This window comes from Rossellomorea vietnamensis NBRC 101237 (assembly GCF_001591825.1).
GTDB lineage: Bacteria > Bacillota > Bacilli > Bacillales > Bacillaceae_B > Rossellomorea > Rossellomorea vietnamensis.
This window is the reverse complement of sequence record NZ_BCVQ01000011.1, coordinates 40,069-56,631: the sequence shown is the minus strand read 5'-3', so window position 1 is coordinate 56,631 and position 16,563 is coordinate 40,069. Positions and strand designations below refer to the sequence as shown.

The window sequence follows — 16,563 nt, the reverse complement described above, 5'->3', positions numbered from 1 at the left end:
TATTCAATACTATTTCTGCCTTGATCCATTGTGGACTGGGACAGAGGGTCGAAACAATGATATCAACCACTTATGATCCTTCTGTCATTTTTTACAGGAGGTTTTTTTATATTCATCATGAAAGTGCTTTCATTCCGTTTCGTCACCTCTGACTGAAAAGAAGGAGGATCACATGAAACAAACAACCGATTTTCTTAAGATGAAGAATGAAAAAGAAAAGATTGCCATGGTTACAGCGTATGATTATCCAAGTGCAAAAGTAGCCGAGGAAGCGGGAATCGATGTCATTCTGGTGGGAGACAGCCTTGGGATGGTCGTTTTAGGATATGACTCTACGGTACCTGTAACGGTATTCGATATGATTCATCATACGAAAGCCGTAAAAAGAGGGGCATCGAATACGTTTATCGTGACGGATATGCCGTTTATGTCATACCACCTATCGAGGGAAGAAACCCTTAAAACAGCTGCGGACATCCTTCAACAGGGAGGAGCCCATGCCGTCAAGGTCGAAGGAGGCGCCCACGTCATCGATCGAATAAGGGACCTTACCAGTGCGGGAATTCCCGTGGTGGCCCATTTAGGATTGACTCCTCAATCTGTTGGGGTCCTTGGAGGTTATAAAGTTCAGGGGAAGACGGCAGACACAGCGAAGAAGTTGATCGAAGATAGTATGAAATGTGAAGAAGCCGGTGCCTTTGCACTGGTCCTGGAATGCGTACCGAAACAAATCGCAAGGGAGATATCAGAAGCCTTGACGATTCCGACAATCGGCATCGGGGCCGGGGTTGATACTGACGGTCAGGTACTGGTATTCCATGACCTTGTGACCTATGGTGTGAACCGCGTGCCTAAGTTTGTCAAGCAATTCGGGAATGCATCTGACGTCATGCATGACAGCCTTGAGAGCTATATTCATGAAGTAAAGGACAGTAGCTTTCCGACAGATGAGCATTCCTTCACTATGCGGGATGAAGAACTTCATTCTCTCTATGGCGGGTTGAAAAAATGAAGGTCATAACCAAACTAAACGACTTGAGAGTAACGATAGATCATTTGAAAAATACGGGGAAAACGATAGGATTTGTCCCTACGATGGGGTTCCTTCATGAGGGGCATCTGACCTTGGCGAAGGAAGCAAGGGCTAACAATGAAGTCGTTGTGATGAGTATTTTTGTGAACCCCCTGCAATTCGGGCCGAATGAAGATTTTGACCGCTATCCCCGGGATGTGGAGAGGGATACGGAGTTAGCAAGGATGTCAGGGGTGGATATTCTTTTCATTCCTGATGTGGCTGACATGTACCGGGGGAAGCAGTCTATCACTATGAACGTGAACGAGCGTGTGGATGTACTGTGCGGCAGGAAGCGGGAAGGTCATTTTGACGGGGTTGTGACCGTCCTGACAAAATTGTTTCATCTTGTGCAGCCTACGAGGGCCTACTTCGGGCAGAAGGATGCGCAACAAGTTGCTGTGGTGGAAGGCTTGGTGAGGGATTATTTCTTTCCGCTTGAAATCATCCGGGTCCCTACAGTCAGGGAAAAGGATGGACTGGCCAAGAGTTCAAGAAATGTCTATCTGTCACAAGAGGAAAGACAAGTTGCCCCTTTCCTTTATGCAAGTTTGAAAGAAGCTCGTAAAAGGATTGAAGACGGAGAGAGGATCCCTTCAGTCCTTACGGGGATGATTTCTAAAATCATACAAGAAAACACTTCTGGTACCATCGATTATGTAGAAGTGTATTCATACCCGGAGCTCGAGGAACTGAAGCGGCTGGAAGGCGACATTATCATAGCTGTAGCCGTTCAATTTCAACAGGCCAGGTTAATAGATAATATAATCATCAGTGTACAACCGGAGGAGGATTCAGATGTTTAGAACGATGATGAGTGGAAAAATTCATAGAGCGACTGTAACCGAGGCAAACCTTGAGTACGTCGGGAGCATTACCATCGATCAGGATATTCTCGATGCCGTCGGAATGATGGCAAATGAAAAGGTTCAGATCGTCAACAACAATAACGGGGCCCGCCTGGAGACCTATATCATACCGGGGGAAAGAGGAAGCGGCGTCATCTGTCTGAACGGTGCGGCTGCAAGGCTCGTGCAAAAAGGGGATATCGTCATCATCATTTCGTATAAACTGGTTGCTGAGGAAATGGTTCATGACCATATGCCGAAAGTGGCGATCATGGGAGAAAATAACCGGGTGATCGATATGATCGGAACAGAACCCGAAGCGACAATACTATAAAAGATGGGCAAGTCTTCTAATGTGGGAATAGAAGACTTGCTTTTTTGTTTATGGTACACTTATTTAGAAAATCATAAGAGTAGGATCTATATAAAGGCAGTGAATAACATGTACCCATTTAAACTGGTTGTCATCGACTTGGAAACAACAGGAAATTCCCCTAAAAAGGGTGAAAAAATCATTCAACTATCAGCGGTTATTATAGAAGGTGGGAAAATCATCGATCAATTTACGTCCTTCGTATCTCCGGGAAAACCCATTCCTGCATTTATAGAGGAGTTAACCGGGATCAATGATGACATGGTGAAGGACGCGCCGTCCTTTCATGAAATTGCATCGAAAATCCTGGAATTATTGGATCATGGTATCTTTGTCGCCCACAACGTCCAATTTGATCTTTCTTTCCTTCAGGCAGAGCTGGAAGAAGCAGGGTATAACCCATTTAAGGGACCTGCCTTTGATACAGTGGAGCTCGCAAAGGTGGCTTTGCCATCGGCGGACAGCTTTAAACTGACGGAGCTATCCAATTCATTGAATTTGAGCCATGTCAGGCCGCATCAGGCGGACAGCGATGCTTATGTGACTGCTGAAATCCTTCTTTATTTTATTGAAGAACTTTCAAAGCTTCCCCTGGTCACCCTTGAAAAACTTCATAAACTCTCGAATCACTTAAAGAGTGATCTTGACTTGTTGTTTGACAGCATCGTGACAAATAAACAAAAGCATGTAGAGGATCTCTCAGAAGACTTGGAGGTATACCGGGGCCTTGCCCTTCGGAAGAAGAATCTCCCGGTGACAAGCGATGCAGAGGTCGATTTTGACCTATCCGATATAGAAGGACACCTGGCGCAGCATGTTCCTTTCTATGAAAAAAGAGAGCAGCAAATGGTCATGATGAAAGAAATAGGGCATGCCTTTGATGAATCACAGCATGTGGTCATCGAAGCGGGTACCGGTGTTGGAAAGTCACTGGGTTACTTATGGCCAGCCGTTCTGTTTGCCAAACGCACACACGAAAAAGTGGTCATCAGTACATATACCATTCAATTGCAAGAGCAACTGCTTCATAAAGAAATTAAATTACTGGAGAAAATCAGTCCCACCCCTTTCAGGACCGTTCTTTTGAAGGGGAAGAATCATTACATAAATCTGTTTAAATTCGAGCAGTCCCTCAGGGAAGATGAGTCCCAGTACGATGTGGTCCTGACAAAGATGCAGATTCTTGTATGGCTGACACGGACCGAGACCGGGGATATGGATGAATTGAACCTCACTTCCGGGGGGCAGTTGTTTTGGAATCGATTAAAACACGACGGCTGGCACCTCACCCATACAAAAGATCCCTGGATCGGGAAGGATTTCTATCTTGCGGCAAGAAAGAATGCCCAGGAGGCAGATATCATCATCACCAACCATTCAATGCTATTAACCGATATGGTAAGGGAGAGCAGCATGCTCCCTCCCTATGATTATTTAGTGATCGATGAGGCCCATCATTTGGAAAAATCAGCGCGGCAGCATCTAGGGGTAATCATGGATTATCTCTCCATTAAGTTCAGCACTTCACAGCTGGGGACGTTGGATCATAAACAACTGTTCTACCGGTTGGATCAGCTTCTTTCCAGTCACTCTGTCGATTTGAAGACCCATACCTTTGTATTGGATAAAATCATCGGGCAGTTCTATCTGGATCTGGAAGAAGCGTTTTCTGTCTTGACAAGTGTATTCTACAAAAAGGCTAAAAAGAGAACCGGGATACAGAAGATCCAGCTGCGCATTACCGATGAAATGAAAAACAGCCGTTATTGGCAACCTGTCCTCATGTCGATGGAACGTGTGATTTCAGGGATGAAGCATATGGAAAGGGAATTTCAGCAGGTGCTGGATACCATCAAGGAGAAGAAAATCAAACTCCTTGATAAAGAAAAGGCACTAATTGAAGAATTCTATAGCTTTTTGGTGGATTTGACGGAATTGAGAACGAACTTTCAAACCGTGTTTCTAAAAGATATGAACAATCATGTTCTCTGGCTTGATGGAGATACAAGGTCGCTGCCGAACAGCCTGACCATCCAGGCTCAGCCGATCATGGTCGACGGGAATCTTCAGAGTGAGATTTTTGCCAAGAAGAAAAGCGTGGTGTTGACATCTGCCACGTTGACCGTCAGCGGATCATTTCAATACTTCCTGAATGAAATCGGACTTGCAGACAATGTGAAAAAGGTGCAGCTGACTTCCCCCTTCGACTATCATGAGGTCTCAAGGCTTTTCGTTCCGACGGATGTACCTGAAATTCAACAGGTTCAAAGCGAGGAATATATTGAGGCCATCAGTTCCCATTTAATAGGGGTCGCCCAGGCCACGAAGGGTCGGATGCTCATATTATTCACGTCCTACGATATGCTGAGGAAAACATACGAGCTCATGAAGGAAAGTGGCTTATTGGAAGAATATGTGTTGATGGCACAGGGGATCACATCAGGCAGCCGGACCCGGTTGACCAAGAACTTCCAACGGTTCGACAAGGCGATATTATTTGGGACGAGCAGTTTCTGGGAAGGGGTGGACATTCCGGGAGAGGACCTGTCCTGCCTTGCCATGGTGAGACTGCCGTTTTCCCCACCGGATGAGCCGGTCAATCAGGCGAAATCCGATATCCTGAAAGCCCAGGGGAAGAACCCGTTTTCTTCCCACTCTTTACCTGAAGCCATCATCCGCTTCAAGCAAGGGGTAGGAAGGCTGATCAGAAGAAGCAGTGATCGGGGGATCGTGATTGTGTATGACCGTAGAATCAAGACAACAAGGTACGGTAAAGCATTCCTGCAGTCGATCCCTTCAATGGAAGTCAAAGAGGGCGATCTATTTGATCTTGTTTCCTGGATTGAAGATTGGCTCTGAAATCCGTTTGAACTTCAGTGATAAAATCTCTCCTTTGACACAATCTAAAGGGTAGATGTGAAACTGGAGGATTGTAAATGAGAGTGATTTTACTGGCCGTGCTGTCTTTTCTCCTGATGACGTCAAATGCTTATGGAATGAAAGTACCCAAGGTGAATTTACATATCTCCCAAGAAGAGTATGCGATTAGTTTCCTCCCTGTCGAAAAAGGGGAGGTCGCTGTCCTTCACCTGGCATCTGGCAATCATTATTTGATCAATACAGGATCATTTAAGGACCGCAGGCAACTTTATTATTATTTCAATCAAATTCATATACGCAGCATCAAGGGTTTGATCATTACGGAGAAGAATGAAGTCGACGTGAGAATGATCGTTGAACTGGTGAAAAAGTTCGGCATTGAAGAAATCATCGTAGGGAAATCCCTTGAAACACTTATGCCGAAAAGGGTCTCCCGATTCCTTCATACGATACAAGAGGACCAGACCTGTACATTTTCAGATGAATTAACCATGAGGGCTCTACACGAAGGAAACGAAAAGAGAGAAGGGTTGGACTTTTCCTTCACGTTTTTTCAGCATCGCTTTCTATGGCTGAGTTCCCAATCATCACATGCTGAAGGGGTGCTGCTCAGTAAACCCCTGATAAACGTTAACATCGTGAAACTGCCGGTCCATGCCAAATCAGAAGGTATGTCTCACAGGCTTCTTAAGCATGTTGACCCACAAACAGCCATTCTTTACCGTTCTAAAGAAAGGCTGCTGAATGGTGAAATGCTTGAAGCCATCAACGAAGCATGGATCGATCTTTACTTAACGGGTCAACACGGGCTGATAGCAGTAAAATTTAACAGAAGAAACTACGAGGTGCTCACGTTTGATCAGGAAGATGGAGTATTCAAGGAGGGAGGCTGACAGTTAAGCCTTCCGTGTATGAATTCATCACTGTTTTTATGATATTCCCCTACCAAGGTGGCCCCTTATGTTGTTATAATGTGTGTAGAGTTTTTTTACTCGAATGAGGGTAATAGTTAAAAGGAGGACCAACATGGAAAGCCGAATTGAAGTTCTTTCCACTGTTCGTATCGAGTATACGGATAACTTATATAAAGTGGTTGATACATTGAATAGAACATTAAAAAAAGATGATTATATGTTTGGTTTAGCATTAGATCCGGAAGATCAGAATCAAGCAGTATTAACAATTTATCGTACATAAAGAGTGATTGTAATGAAAAAATGGATAACCATCATCGTACTATTGTTCCTCGTCATTGGAATCTCAGCCTCTGTACTTGTGTACCAGCTTTCCAGGAATCCACTTGATCATCAGAGGGACCTGGCCTTGAAGCGGGTGGAAGAAGAAACTGCCATCGTGAAAGTGGAGGACACGAGCTTTTATAATGGCTCGAAGTCCTATGTAGTGGTAACCGGGCAAAATGAAAAGAGGGAAAAGCTGGTTGCCTGGGTCCCGGATAAGAAGGGGAAAATTATTGAGAAAAAATGGGCCAATGGCATTACAAAAGATCAGGCAATCAATAAACTAAATGATGAAAAGAAACCAAAAGAATTACTATCGGTCCGTTTGGGGTATGAATCCGTCGGTCCGGTGTGGGAAATGACCTACTTAGATCAACAAGACAATTTAAATTATTATTATCTGCTGTTTTCTACCGGGGAATGGTGGAGAAAAATTGAAAATTTATGATCAGGGGGAAGAGGACAAATGAAATTCACGTTAGCTGATAGAGTCAGTGCATTAACACCATCCACGACATTAGCAATCACGGCTAAAGCGAAGGAAATGAAGTCACAGGGTATCGATGTCATCGGTTTGGGTGCCGGAGAACCCGACTTCAATACACCGGAACATATCATCAAGGCCGCCTATGAGTCCATGAAGGAAGGTCATACGAAATATACCCCGTCTGGTGGGATGGCCAAACTGAAAGAAGCGATCATCCATAAGTTTGAAACCGATCAGCACCTGACCTACAAACCATCCGAGCTCATAGTGACAAGCGGGGCAAAGCACGCCCTATATACATTATTTCAAGTTTTATTAAATGAAGGGGATGAAGTCATCATCCCTACACCATACTGGGTAAGCTATCCTGAACAGGTGAAGCTGGCCGGTGGGACTCCTGTCATTGTCGAAGGAAAAGAAGAGAATGAGTATAAAATCACCCCCAAACAGCTGGAAGAGTCAGTCACTTCGAAAACGAAGGCAGTCATACTCAACACACCAAGCAACCCTACAGGTATGCTGTATTCCCGTGAAGAGCTTCAGGCCATCGGCGAAGTGTGCTTGGAAAAGGGCATCATGATCGTGTCTGATGAAATATATGAGAAGCTGGTTTATGGTGGGAACACCCATACGTCCATCGCAGAATTGTCCCCGGAATTGAAAGAACAAACCATTGTGATCAATGGAGTCTCTAAATCACACTCCATGACGGGATGGAGAATCGGGTATGCGGCAGGAAACGAATCCGTCATCAAAGCGATGACCAATCTTGCCAGCCACTCAACTTCCAACCCCACTACGACCTCACAATACGGGACGGTTGCAGCTTACATGGGGGACCAGAAGCCTGTAGAGGATATGAGGGAGGCATTCGAAGAGCGCTTAAACATTGTGTTTGATAAATTGAACCGTATTCCAGGGTTCCATTGTTTGAAACCTCAAGGTGCTTTCTATCTATTCCCGAATGTGTTGGAAGCCGCAAAGAAAACAGGCTATCACACTGTTGATGAATTCACGAAGGCCCTCCTTGAAGAGGCGAAGGTGGCCGTCATCCCAGGTTCAGGATTCGGGTCGGAAAACAATATCCGCCTTTCATATGCCACAAGCCTCGATGCCCTTGAAGAAGCGATCGGGCGCATGCAGAAATTTGTTGAGGATAAAAGCAGATAATGAAGGGATTCGCAGACCGTATACCGGTCTGCTTTTTCCTTAAACTCATCCCGTTTCGCTCTATCTATTGCGACGGGATAATGGTAAATGTATAATAAATAACGATACATAAGCGTCTTAGTTTTTTTGGAGGGAAAAAATCGTGAAAACTACTATATCTCAAGTAAGTAAGTTCGTTGGTGAAGAAGTAACCATCGGAGCATGGCTTGCCAACAAACGTTCAAGTGGAAAAATTGCCTTTCTTCAGCTTCGTGACGGTACTGGCTTCATTCAAGGTGTTGTCGTCAAAAGTGAAGTGGAAGAAGAAATCTTTCAAAAAGCAAAATCATTGACTCAAGAAACGTCTCTATATGTAACAGGAACGGTTTCAGAAGATTCCCGTTCACCATTTGGATATGAGCTGCAGGTGAAGAGCGTGGAAGTGATCCACGAAGCCGTGGATTATCCCATCACACCGAAGGAGCATGGAACTGAATTCCTGATGGACCATCGTCACCTTTGGCTTCGTTCCCGCAAGCAGCATGCCGTGATGAAAGTGCGGAACGAGATCATCCGTGCTACATACGAATTCTTCAATCAAGAAGGATTCGTCAAGGTGGATCCACCGATCCTCACTGGAAGTGCACCGGAAGGAACGACTGAATTATTTGCCACTAAATATTTTGAAGAAGACGCATACCTTTCCCAAAGCGGTCAGCTTTATATGGAAGCGGCAGCCATGGCATTAGGGAAAGTATTCTCATTCGGCCCTACATTCAGGGCGGAGAAGTCTAAAACACGTCGTCATCTGATCGAATTCTGGATGATCGAGCCAGAAATGGCTTTCTATGATTTCAAGGACAACCTTGAAGTTCAGGAGCAGTACGTTTCTTATATCGTTCAATCCGTACTGGATAACTGCAAGCTTGAATTGGACCGCCTTGGAAGAGACGTGTCTAAACTTGAGCAGATCAAAGCTCCGTTCCCGCGTATCACATATGATGATGCCCTGAAATTATTGCATGAAAAAGGCTTTGATGATATCGAGTGGGGAGATGACTTTGGTGCTCCGCACGAGACGGCCATTGCTGAAAGTTACGATAAGCCTGTGTTCATCACCCATTATCCGACTTCACTAAAACCATTCTATATGCAGCCGGATCCGGATCGTGATGATGTGGTATTATGTGCTGACCTGATTGCTCCTGAAGGGTATGGGGAAATTATCGGTGGTTCAGAGCGTATCCACGATGCAGAGCTGATGAAAGCGCGTATCGAAGAGCATGAACTCGCTACAGACGCATACAAGTGGTATCTGGAATTAAGGGAATATGGATCAGTCCCTCACTCCGGCTTCGGACTTGGACTTGAACGAACAGTAGCCTGGATCAGCGGAGTAGAACACGTAAGGGAAACCATCCCATTCCCACGTCTACTCAACCGTCTGTATCCTTAATTACACTGACCTTAGAGCTGGCTGGATTGCTTACACGCAATCCCTGCCGGTTCTTTTGTTTTTCCAACTTTCTTCTAATCCATAACCATGTCCACATATATTGAATCATGATATACTAATGAGTGAGGTGTACTGAATATGGATTATAAACAATTAATGGTGTCCTGGATCGAAGAGGGGACACTGAACATCCCGCAATTATTATTATCAAATTACCATACACTGGGTTTAAATGAATCAGAATTTGTCCTGCTTTTGCATATTTACGGGCACTTGGAAAAGGGAAACTATTTTCCCACACCGGAAGAGCTTTCCAGTCCCATGAGCATTTCCAGTGAATTTTGTTCATCCCTATTACGAAAGCTCATTCAACAACGATTTTTATCGATTGAAGAAGGTTCATCAGCAGATGGGATCCTATTTGAGAAGTATTCTCTTAATCCACTATGGGAAAAGATGGCGGAATTCGTCATCCAGGATTCGAAAATGAAACAAATGCAGCAATCGATGGAAGAAGAAGCGGATATCTATACGACATTCGAACAAGAATTCGGGCGCCCTCTTTCTCCATTAGAATGTGAGACCCTGGCCATGTGGCTGGATCAGGATGATCACAATGCCATTATCATTAAAGCGGCATTGAGGGAAGCGGTCATTTCAGGGAAGCTGAACTTCAGATACATCGATCGAATCCTTTTTGAATGGAAGAAAAATGGTGTGAAGACCATTGAAGATGCACGAAGTCAAAGCCAGCGCTTCAGGTCCCACCAAAAACCGGCTGCTTCGAATGAACCAGCTTCTTCTCCAAAGCGAAAATCAGTACCATTCTATAATTGGCTTGAGCAATAAAACAATGAAAGGGGACTGACTCTCACATTTTTGGGTTGGTCTCTTTTTTTGATACAATTCATTCCTTGGGTTGGAGGTAGCAGGAAACATGTTAAATAAAAAACAAATACATATTTGTCTCGATGAAATGAGAAAGATGTTCCCCGATGCACATTGTGAACTCCGTCATGACAATCCCTTTGAACTCGTCATAGCAGTCCTTCTATCAGCGCAGTGTACGGATGTCCTGGTGAATAAAGTGACAAAAGGTTTATTTGAGAAATATAAAAAACCTGAGGACTATCTGGAGGCCTCATTGGAGGAAGTCCAACAGGATATACGCTCTATCGGTCTATATCGTAATAAAGCTAAAAATATCCGCAAACTATGTGAAATCCTCCTTACTGAGTATGGGGGAGAAGTGCCGAAAAGACATGAGGAATTAGTGAAGCTTCCCGGCGTGGGCAGGAAGACGGCAAACGTCGTCGTTTCCGTTGCCTTTGGAGAACCAGCCTTAGCAGTCGACACCCATGTGGAACGCGTCAGTAAAAGGTTGGGAATCTGCAGGTGGAAAGACAGCGTATTGGAAGTGGAAAAAACATTAATGAAAAAAATTCCGAGAGAAGAGTGGTCCGACACCCATCACCGGTTGATTTTTTTCGGTAGGTATCATTGTAAGGCGCAATCTCCTCAATGTGAGGTTTGTCCCCTGGTAGACCTGTGCAGGGAAGGTCAGAAAAGATTAAAGAAAAAGGGCCGCATATGAGTGATACCGTATTCCCTATTCCGAAAGAATTGCGAGATCCTTTTTTCTTTTCGGGGGATTTAGTAAAGATCGATGAGAATCACGTTAAACCTTGTGAACCATTTTTCGCATATGAACTCCTTTATTACAATGGGAGGGGTGCTGATTCCCCGCCTTGGCTGGTTCAAGGGTCATGGGTAAAAGACATCCTCATGGAGTGGAAAAAAGAAGAGGAGTATCTTAACGTGCTATTCAAAGGCCGCTCAAAAGGCATATCGGAGTCAATGAGAAAAAGTATCTCCAGGTTTTATGTGCTTTTGTATTGGAGCAATAAGCATCCGGTCAGGTTGGAGAATTGGCAGTCATCAATTGAATACTTTTCCTTAAAGCCTGTTAATATCATTGAACGTTTAACCTTCATCAGAAATAATCCGGCACTCTATCACTCGTTTATTCAGCTGTCCCAGCTTTTTGAAGAACAGCATAAGCAATATGCCAAGTATCAGGCTTTGAATCAATGGGCAAATAAATAAGGCAACGAGAGAAAATCTCTCGTTGCCTTATTTTTATTCTTGATTTCTTCTAGGTTCTGATTGAGTAGCAGGTGTACCAGTGCCATCACCGGTTCCGTTTCCGGTTCCGGCCCCTGTATCATCTCCGGTTCCAGTTCCGCCTGTGCCGTCACCGGTCGTTCCGCCATCACCGGTTCCAGTGTCACCCGCACCGCCTGTTCCTCCGTCTCCGGTCCCGTCTCCTTCAGGTGGGGGAGTGGTACCATCCTCGTTACCTGGAGTACCGCCGTCATTGCCGGAGTTATCATCATTTCCGTTTCCTTGACCGTTACCATTGCCATTGCCTTGGTCATTTCCGTTTCCTTGACCATTGTCGTTGTTGCCTTCATTGTCATCTTCGGGCTTTCCTTCATCCTTTTTATCCCCTTTAACTTCTACGTTTACGGATGCAGGGTTACTTCGTTGATCACCTGAAATGGCTACAACTTCAAAGGTGAAGGTACCTTCGGACTGAATGTTTTCGACATTTAATCCTTTTTTATCTGTAGTCGTCAAGACTTGTTTCGCTTCACCATTGATGGATACGGAAACTTCGAACTGTACGTCTTTTTCTTTACCGTAATCCCATGCAAGGGTGATGGTTTTATCCTTCTTATTAAATTTCCCTTTCAGTTTGGAAGGGGCATCGATTTTATCGAATTCCTTGGAAACTTTGGAAGGTTCCGTTCCCTTCACGAATAGTTCTGTGATGATTCTGTCATCAGGTGTATATTCGCTTGGCAGTCTCGCAGGATCGCTTCCCATTTCCACTTTCGATTCCACTACGCTGTCAGGCTTTTTGAAGTCAGCTGTATCGACTCCATCATGAACATAGCTCATCAAGTCACTTACGATATATTGAGCGACATGGCGATCAGTAGGGGACAGTGGAATGGATTGAGTCTTGTATCCAGTCCAAACGGCTGCCGTGTAATTGGTCGTGTATCCTACAAACCATGAATCAGGTGCACCTGATTTTGCGATGCCATATTTATCCCGCTCTTCTTGGGAATAGTTGGTCGTACCTGATTTACCTGCCATCGGTAACCCGGGCACTTTAGCGAATTTACCCGTCCCTTGCGGGTGATCGATGACGCTTTTCAGCATATCGGAAACCATATAAGCCGTGTATTCCTTCATCGCCGGTTCTGGTTTGTTCTCATTCTTAATTTCTGTTTCTCCATCGCGCAGGACGATTTTCGTTACGGTGTGAGGCTTATTATAAACACCTTCATTACCGAATGCACCATACGCACCGGCCATTTGTACGGAGTTTACACCAGGTGAAACCCCTCCAATGGAAGCTGATTCATAGTAATGGTCGAACTTCAGTCCCAGGCCATTGACGAAATCGGCCGCCTTCTCAGCTCCTACTGCCTGGAAGGCTTTTAAAGCTGTGATATTCCGGGAATCCCACAGTCCTTCACGGATGGTGATCGGCCCTTTGAATTGACCGTCGTAGTTGTTGATTTCCGTACCGTTTGAATATTCATAAGGCTCATCTTTTAAAATATGGTAGGTTGACCATTTTAAATGTTCGATGGCAGGAGCGTAGTCAAGCAATGGCTTGATAGTCGATCCCGGCTGACGTTTGGAGTCAATGGCGTAGTTGAAACCACGCTTGACCTCGGGATCTTGTTCCCTTCCGCCACCAATGGCCCTGATTTCCCCTGTTTTCGTATCCATGAGGGTCACACCGGCCTGCATCGGCTCTTCGGCATTTTCAGGATAGTTGAAACTCGTGTTTTCACCTGCCAGGATTTCTTCCAATCGTGTTTGGGCATCCGGGTCGACGGTTGTATAGACTTTTAAGCCATCGGAAAATAGGTTGTAATCTCCCATCTTTTGAACTTCATCTATCACCGCATCGACAAATGCAGGATACTTATCTCCGTTTTTCTTTTCCACATCTTCAGCCGATACCAGTCCTTTTGTAATCGGGACAGCTTGTGCGGCTTTCTTTTCTTTTTCCGTAATTTTACCGTGCTGAGCCATTAATGACAGAACGATATTACGTCTTTTCTCTGCACTTTCAGGGTGCTTAAGAGGGTTATAATTGTTCGGGCTTTGAGGAAGCCCCGCAATCATAGCTGCTTCGTGCAGTTTGATATCCTTGATGTCCTTACCGTAATAATGATCAGCAGCTGTCGCCATCCCATTGATTCCGTCGGACATATAGACCTTATTGAAGTACATTTCAAAGATTTCTTCTTTTGTATATTCCTGCTCAAGTTTCAGCGCAAGCCACGCTTCCTGAGCTTTTCTCTTCAAGGTTTTCTCAGGGCTTAAAAAGGAGCCCTTGATGACTTGCTGGGTGATCGTCGAAGCACCTTCTGAACCGAATCCTCCTGTCACATTGGCAATGACTGCACCACCTAAACGGATGAGATCGATACCGTTATGCTTGTAGAAGCGGTTATCCTCCGTTGCAATGACGGCGTCCTGCATGACCTGAGGGATGTCGTCGAAGTTTGCGTACTCCCGTTTTTCTTTTCCTACAGTCGTGATCAGGTCTCCGTTCATATCATAAATCTCGGATGCGATCGGATCCTTCAGCAATTTTTCGTCAAGCTTTGGTGCGCTTGATGCGTAATAGGCAAATAACCCTGCACCCGCGAGCATCCCGATGATCCCGATAATAAATAATGATATAATGACGCGCTTAACCATAGAGCCTTTTTTCTTGCCCTTAGGGGATTTAGACTTCTGTTGGGCCAGGCGTTTTTCTTCCCTTGACTTATATTGACCAGCCATATTGTTTCCTCACTTTCAGGTCTTCTCTGTTTTTAGTATTGTCTAAGATTAAAAATATACTACTCATAATGAGATAAAATATAGATTAACTCATTTTTCATAAACTAAAAATATAACTGATGGACTATTTTTAAATAATCGACCCTGGGATGGAGTCCCAGTGGAATGGAGAACCCTTTCTCTTCCATTTCCTCCCGCTTGATTGATTTTCTCCCGCCATCTGCCATGCGGTCCCAGTAAACACGCAGTGCCTCGTAGGGGAGTAGGAATACCTCTTCTGAGAGGGAGAACCTTATTAGTACGAAAGTGATGCCTTCCTGCTTATGGACCGACTCCATGTGAAGAATCTGGTGTTCATGAAAATTTTGAAGGGGGAAGGACGTCTTATTTTTCGTTTCCTTCGCTTCAAAGTCAATGTATCTTCCTTTGAAGACCCCGTTATAGTCTGTCGTTGACGGCTGTTTAAAGTACGCTTCCTTTATGACTGCGGCACTCCTTGAAGGATAGTGAACATCCACAATTTGAACCGGGGTGGGTTTTTTGTGAATCACCGCTTTTTGAAACGTCAAATAATATTGATTGGTTTCGTTGATATCTTCTTCCAGTGTCATCCCTCTATTGCTGTACGATACTTGTTTCGGTTTTGCCTTTGGTTTTTTTGAGGGTAATGTCGCTTCCACATATTTCTTTCCATTGGGATAATGGAATTTCATGGTAATTCACCTCGCAGACTAATCTATATCATAACAGAAACCACTCCATTTTGTGTGAATAATTGTTTACAAATCTCCTCATTCTAGGATTAGATGGGGAGGTGGGATAGGAAGGATGGATAAATTCAGCAATACTTATCGCTTTTTACCCTATTTACCTGAACCTAAACGTACAAAAGAATGGATACACGATGTAAATCATCTGGTGTATGAATACAATCAGGATAATATATCACGCACAAAAGCTTATCAAACATTTTTTCTCCTTCATCCTGAGATCAAATGGTCTTTCCTGGCCTCTATGGTATCAAGGAATGCAGGATGGAATATGACCGATTTAAAGGGGGATATCTTTCCCGACCTCTTGAGTCATAAGACATGCGATCTTCTGTTTATGACATATGAAAGGGCGAATTGGAGCATCTTTCAGGATGCATTCCCTCAACTCCTTCTCTATCATTATTCGACGTTATATAAGAAGAAAATGTTTCATCTCTTTCAAAACTTTCACATTTCGCATTTTATGGAAGAGGAATGGAACCGGTTCTGGGAGGAGAGGGATGAAAGGCGATTGGTCCAGTCACTCATCATAAATGAACAGCATCTTATCCAGGGACCGGTCATCGAGCATGGGCTGTACAAGAAAAAGGTGTTTGGCACGTCGCTCTTCTTTATAGAAGATCACCTGCATTTCAGTTCCGTCCTTTTCCCGACTTTACATGGAGACCTTTATGGTGCGAGTGTACATGGTTTCAGAAAAGTTGAAAATAGAATCAAGTTGGGTAACCTCTTATTTGAACTATTATTTCACCCTGATTACCATAGTCTCTTTCTTGAGTTTGCTTTAAAGGTCGAGCATACAGGTACCAGGACGGATTACGAGAAATACTGCCGTGGAGTACCTGATACGAATACACCTGATCTTGAAAAGGCATACGGTCCAATAACCCATAATTGGGCTCATCACTCGGACTGGTCCGTCGACAAAATCATTGAGGGGAACTGGTATGAAAAGCAGGAACTTCCTGAAGACGTCATCATGACAAAGTGGTTTTTCCATAAGCAGCGGCAACTGCAGAAAATGGCAGTCACCAAGAAGTTTTTCAAGTGGATATGGCTCGGTCGAAAGAAAAAGAAGATGCGAACATTTTGAAAGTGTCCGCATCTTCTTTTTAATAGTATAACTTCTTAGGTCGAAGGTCTGTTTTCGCCCTCTAGTTTAGGGTTGCCTTTGGATGCTTTGGTTTCGGCTTGGTTTGCTTTGTTTTGTTTGTTTTTTGGATTTTTCATTGAGTAACACCTCCACCCATAGTATTTTGAGTTTTGGTTCCTTTTATTCAGGAGGTGTCGAAACATCCTGTAGGAATGTCCTATTTGCACTTTCTTTGGCGAAACGCTTCTAGTTTTGTCAGGGAGGGAGGGAAAGGAAAAAGGACGGAGAATTACTGTATTAATCCAAAAAAAAGGTG

General features: G+C 44.3%; 15 protein-coding genes. 13 read left to right on the top strand and 2 right to left on the bottom strand.

The window, feature by feature from the left end:
• Positions 1 to 172: 172 nt before the first annotated feature.
• From panB to BVI01S_RS08260, 12 genes are all read left to right on the top strand, one after another.
• A complete protein-coding gene (panB, locus tag BVI01S_RS08310) occupies positions 173 to 1,012 on the top strand; it encodes a 3-methyl-2-oxobutanoate hydroxymethyltransferase (RefSeq protein WP_034758419.1) in 840 nt (279 codons plus the stop codon).
• Positions 1,009 to 1,878 (top strand): pantoate--beta-alanine ligase, encoded by an 870-nt coding sequence (gene panC / locus BVI01S_RS08305; protein ID WP_034758422.1) that lies wholly within the window; start codon positions 1,009 to 1,011, stop codon positions 1,876 to 1,878. The genes panB and panC overlap by 4 nt, the downstream gene beginning before the upstream one ends.
• Positions 1,871 to 2,254: an aspartate 1-decarboxylase gene (gene panD / locus BVI01S_RS08300; RefSeq protein WP_034758425.1), complete on the top strand. Its 384-nt coding sequence runs from the start codon at positions 1,871 to 1,873 to the stop codon at positions 2,252 to 2,254. The genes panC and panD overlap by 8 nt, the downstream gene beginning before the upstream one ends.
• A 108-nt stretch (positions 2,255 to 2,362) precedes the next feature.
• Positions 2,363 to 5,152, top strand: coding sequence for an ATP-dependent DNA helicase DinG (gene dinG / locus BVI01S_RS08295; protein ID WP_061809859.1), 2,790 nt, complete (start codon positions 2,363 to 2,365; stop codon positions 5,150 to 5,152).
• Positions 5,153 to 5,229: 77 nt separating this feature from the next.
• A complete protein-coding gene (locus BVI01S_RS08290) occupies positions 5,230 to 6,066 on the top strand; it encodes a hypothetical protein (RefSeq protein ID WP_061809858.1) in 837 nt (278 codons plus the stop codon).
• 133 nt (positions 6,067 to 6,199) lie between these two features.
• The gene (locus BVI01S_RS22160; protein WP_079533122.1) at positions 6,200 to 6,370 is read left to right on the top strand and encodes a YpmA family protein; all 171 of its coding nucleotides are present in this window, start codon (positions 6,200 to 6,202) and stop codon (positions 6,368 to 6,370) included.
• Positions 6,371 to 6,382: 12 nt separating this feature from the next.
• Positions 6,383 to 6,859 carry a cell wall elongation regulator TseB-like domain-containing protein gene (locus BVI01S_RS08285; protein WP_034758435.1) on the top strand — a complete coding sequence of 159 codons (477 nt, stop codon included), beginning with the start codon at positions 6,383 to 6,385 and terminating at the stop codon, positions 6,857 to 6,859.
• 18 nt (positions 6,860 to 6,877) lie between these two features.
• Positions 6,878 to 8,068 carry a pyridoxal phosphate-dependent aminotransferase gene (locus tag BVI01S_RS08280; protein ID WP_061809857.1) on the top strand — a complete coding sequence of 397 codons (1,191 nt, stop codon included), beginning with the start codon at positions 6,878 to 6,880 and terminating at the stop codon, positions 8,066 to 8,068.
• Positions 8,069 to 8,210: 142 nt separating this feature from the next.
• Positions 8,211 to 9,503: an asparagine--tRNA ligase gene (asnS, locus tag BVI01S_RS08275; protein WP_142396221.1), complete on the top strand. Its 1,293-nt coding sequence runs from the start codon at positions 8,211 to 8,213 to the stop codon at positions 9,501 to 9,503.
• A 138-nt stretch (positions 9,504 to 9,641) separates the two neighbouring features.
• A complete protein-coding gene (locus tag BVI01S_RS08270; protein WP_034758446.1) occupies positions 9,642 to 10,352 on the top strand; it encodes a DnaD domain-containing protein in 711 nt (236 codons plus the stop codon).
• Positions 10,353 to 10,440: 88 nt separating this feature from the next.
• The gene (nth, locus tag BVI01S_RS08265; RefSeq protein ID WP_034758449.1) at positions 10,441 to 11,097 is read left to right on the top strand and encodes an endonuclease III; all 657 of its coding nucleotides are present in this window, start codon (positions 10,441 to 10,443) and stop codon (positions 11,095 to 11,097) included.
• Entirely contained in the window at positions 11,094 to 11,609 is a 516-nt protein-coding gene (locus BVI01S_RS08260) for a YpoC family protein (RefSeq protein WP_061809856.1), read from the top strand. The genes nth and BVI01S_RS08260 overlap by 4 nt, the downstream gene beginning before the upstream one ends.
• A 33-nt stretch (positions 11,610 to 11,642) precedes the next feature.
• Here the strand turns inward: BVI01S_RS08260 and BVI01S_RS08255 are convergent, their stop codons facing one another.
• Positions 11,643 to 14,381 carry a transglycosylase domain-containing protein gene (locus BVI01S_RS08255; protein WP_061809855.1) on the bottom strand — a complete coding sequence of 913 codons (2,739 nt, stop codon included), beginning with the start codon at positions 14,379 to 14,381 and terminating at the stop codon, positions 11,643 to 11,645.
• 104 nt (positions 14,382 to 14,485) lie between these two features.
• Complete coding sequence (gene recU, locus BVI01S_RS08250; RefSeq protein WP_061809854.1) at positions 14,486 to 15,094, bottom strand: Holliday junction resolvase RecU; 609 nt, start codon at positions 15,092 to 15,094, stop codon at positions 14,486 to 14,488.
• Between the two features lie 115 nt (positions 15,095 to 15,209).
• On the opposite strand from recU, the gene BVI01S_RS08245 reads away from it, so the two are divergent.
• Positions 15,210 to 16,247, top strand: coding sequence for a DUF2515 family protein (locus tag BVI01S_RS08245; RefSeq protein WP_079534573.1), 1,038 nt, complete (start codon positions 15,210 to 15,212; stop codon positions 16,245 to 16,247).
• The last annotated feature ends 316 nt before the right edge of the window (positions 16,248 to 16,563 follow it).